This is a genomic window from Candidatus Methylomirabilota bacterium, assembly GCA_036001065.1.
Taxonomy (GTDB): Bacteria; Methylomirabilota; Methylomirabilia; order Rokubacteriales; family CSP1-6; genus MNEF01.
Genome location: DASYUQ010000145.1, coordinates 1 through 2,399, shown reverse-complemented (window position 1 = coordinate 2,399; position 2,399 = coordinate 1). Strand labels below are relative to the sequence as shown.

Genomic DNA, 2,399 nt, shown 5'->3' with positions numbered 1-2,399 from the left:
ATTGGCCCCCTAGGGGAGCCGATCCCGGCCCGGGCCCGACGAGCCCGAGTCCGGTAAGGGGACAATCGTCGTCTGGGATCACCACCGATGGGGCGAGGTGCCTGGCTACTTCGAGACGCTGAACGTCGCCTACCACGCGCTCTTCACGCGTGGCAGACTGGAGCAGGAGCTTCTTTTTTCTCGACGGGAGATAGGTTGGTCGACCAACTAAGGAGGAGACGATGAAGAAGTTCACGAGAACCGCCGCCGCACTGGCCGCAACGCTGGCCCTCACCGGCACAGTATGGGCCGCAACGATCACGCAGCCGAAGCCGCCGCCGCACGGCCCGGTGATCGTCCGCCCGGCCCCGCATCCGCCGGTGGTCGTCCCAGCCCCCCGGCCCCGCCGATGAAACCACGAGGCTTTGCGACGATGACACCTGGCCAGCGCCGGGCGATCGCGCGGGCTGGTGGTCGCGCATCGCAAGCCAGCGGCGCCGGCCACCGGTTCACTTCAATCGAGGCGCGGGAAGCTGGACGGAAGAGGAGAAGACGATGAAGCGAGTGATCGTCCTGACCGGATGCCTTGCTGTCGCTGTTCTTGCCGGCGGTGGCTGTAGCAGTGCCTGGATCGAACGCCACGACCGCGCGGCGTGGGACGAACTCGGCGGGGCCGGAGCCTATGACCGCTTCCATCCGCTCGGGAAGAGCGCGATCGGATGCTGCCCAGCGCCAGCGCGACGAGGCCCAGCTCCAGCGTGATCGAGAGGGCGTCGGACGCTCGGATGGCGAAGTTCGACGACGCGCTGGCGGATCTCGAAAAGCTCAGAGCCCTTGGCGAGCAGCTCCGCCAAGCCTACCTCGCCTCTCCGTCCACCGACGATGCGCTCCGGGACGCGCTGGAGACGCGCGACGTGCTCTTTGGCATGACCAAGGTGCAGGTCATGGCGTCGCTCGGGCAGGTTCCGGCAGACCAACTGGCGGAGTCGACTGTGGGCGGGACTGAGATCGTCGTGTGGCTCTACTGTTTCGGCCTCGAGCGAGAAGCGCTATGGGGCTGCCCGCATGACAGGACGGTCGCCCGCCTCTACCTCCGCTTCCTCAACGACCTCCTCGTCGGCACGACGGAGGTCCACTGACGATTGCCGGATCGGGTGGCTGCCCACACGGCGGATTGCCCCGATAGTCGACGCTCACGCGGCCGGGGAGCACGGCGGTCACGGTGCCCTGGTGCCGCCGACCGCAGAGGCACAGGTCGAACACGACGGGGCTCCCGACGCCGCTCGACGGCCGCTGCCGGGCCATGCAGCGGGCGACCATGGCGATGGCGCTCACCCGTCGTCGCCGCCCTTGGGCGGGCCCGCGGTCGCCACCGCCCAGGCGGCGAGTACCGCCCACAACCCCATCCCGATCCAGAACCACATCATTTGATCGCGCACGCCCCGACGTCCGATCCACGAGCGGCGGCGATGGCCGTGCAGTTCTCCTCGTAGCAATCGACGAGCTGCTGCAGCCAGGCGCGGAACGCAGGCGTGATCAGGAGGTCGGGGATCGCCGGCCTGGCCGCCGTCACGGTGCACAGCGGGAGGTTCGGCATGGCGACGGGCCGCGCGCAACCGGCGAGGGCGACCACGAGGACCAACGCCATCCGAGCCGTCATGATGCACGCCGTCCCGGATCAGTGCTCGCTGGCGGCGCCGGAGGAGGTGCCGGTAAATTCACGCGCCCCGAGGGTGGCTCGCCTGCTCGGAGCCACTCATCGTCCACCATCGGGTGCTCCCGGCGAACCTTCTCTACCGCCTCCTGGACGGCCCGCTCCTGGCTCCTGGCGACCTCCAGGTCGGCCGCCCGCTGTTGCTCCCTCCCGGCTTTCTCTGCGGCCCACCGCGCCATCAGAGGCTCCCAGAGGCCCCTGACGAGGCCCTGCACGATGGCGGTAAGCCATCCCCACATGTTCTACTTCCCGGCTGCCGCCCGCGCCAGTTCGCACGGCCCGCCGGGGTACCGCGCGAGCAGCTCGTTCCGCGAGAGCGTCTCTGGCTTCGGCGCGTACAGCGTCGCCACATCGCCCTCGAGCCGGACGAGCAATCGTCCATCCGGTAAGGTCAGCGTGAAGATCGGGCCGTCGGGCGATTCGGTCGCCCTGACGACGAAGACCCCACCGTCGGAGCACGGAACCACCCGAGACTGACCCGCACCAGATCCGGCGAGGAGCAGACCAGCGAGCGCGAGTGAGAGCATTCGTTCCTCCTTTACTTCCCGACCGCGAAGTCCCTCAACGAGCTGGCCGACGCGCCGGCGCCGAGCCCGCCGATGATCCAGGCGAGCAGCGTCGGGATACTGTGGATCTGCCCGGTCGCCGCGGCGCCGAGGACGGCCGTCACGAGCCCGATGATCGGCGGCGCCCATCCCTTGCTCTG

General features: G+C 69.1%; 4 protein-coding genes. 2 read left to right on the top strand and 2 right to left on the bottom strand.

Going from position 1 to position 2,399, the window contains the following annotated elements; all coding sequences use genetic code 11:
• Positions 1-221: 221 nt before the first annotated feature.
• Positions 222-392 carry a hypothetical protein gene (locus VGV13_14330; GenBank protein HEV8642271.1) on the top strand — a complete coding sequence of 57 codons (171 nt, stop codon included), beginning with the start codon at positions 222-224 and terminating at the stop codon, positions 390-392.
• Between the two features lie 345 nt (positions 393-737).
• Positions 738-1,118, top strand: coding sequence for a hypothetical protein (locus tag VGV13_14325; protein HEV8642270.1), 381 nt, complete (start codon positions 738-740; stop codon positions 1,116-1,118).
• Positions 1,119-1,402: 284 nt separating this feature from the next.
• On the opposite strand, the gene VGV13_14320 is transcribed toward VGV13_14325, so the two are convergent.
• Complete coding sequence (locus VGV13_14320) at positions 1,403-1,627, bottom strand: hypothetical protein (protein HEV8642269.1); 225 nt, start codon at positions 1,625-1,627, stop codon at positions 1,403-1,405.
• A gap of 308 nt (positions 1,628-1,935) precedes the next feature.
• Positions 1,936-2,220: a hypothetical protein gene (locus tag VGV13_14315; protein ID HEV8642268.1), complete on the bottom strand. Its 285-nt coding sequence runs from the start codon at positions 2,218-2,220 to the stop codon at positions 1,936-1,938.
• Positions 2,221-2,399 lie beyond the last annotated feature (179 nt).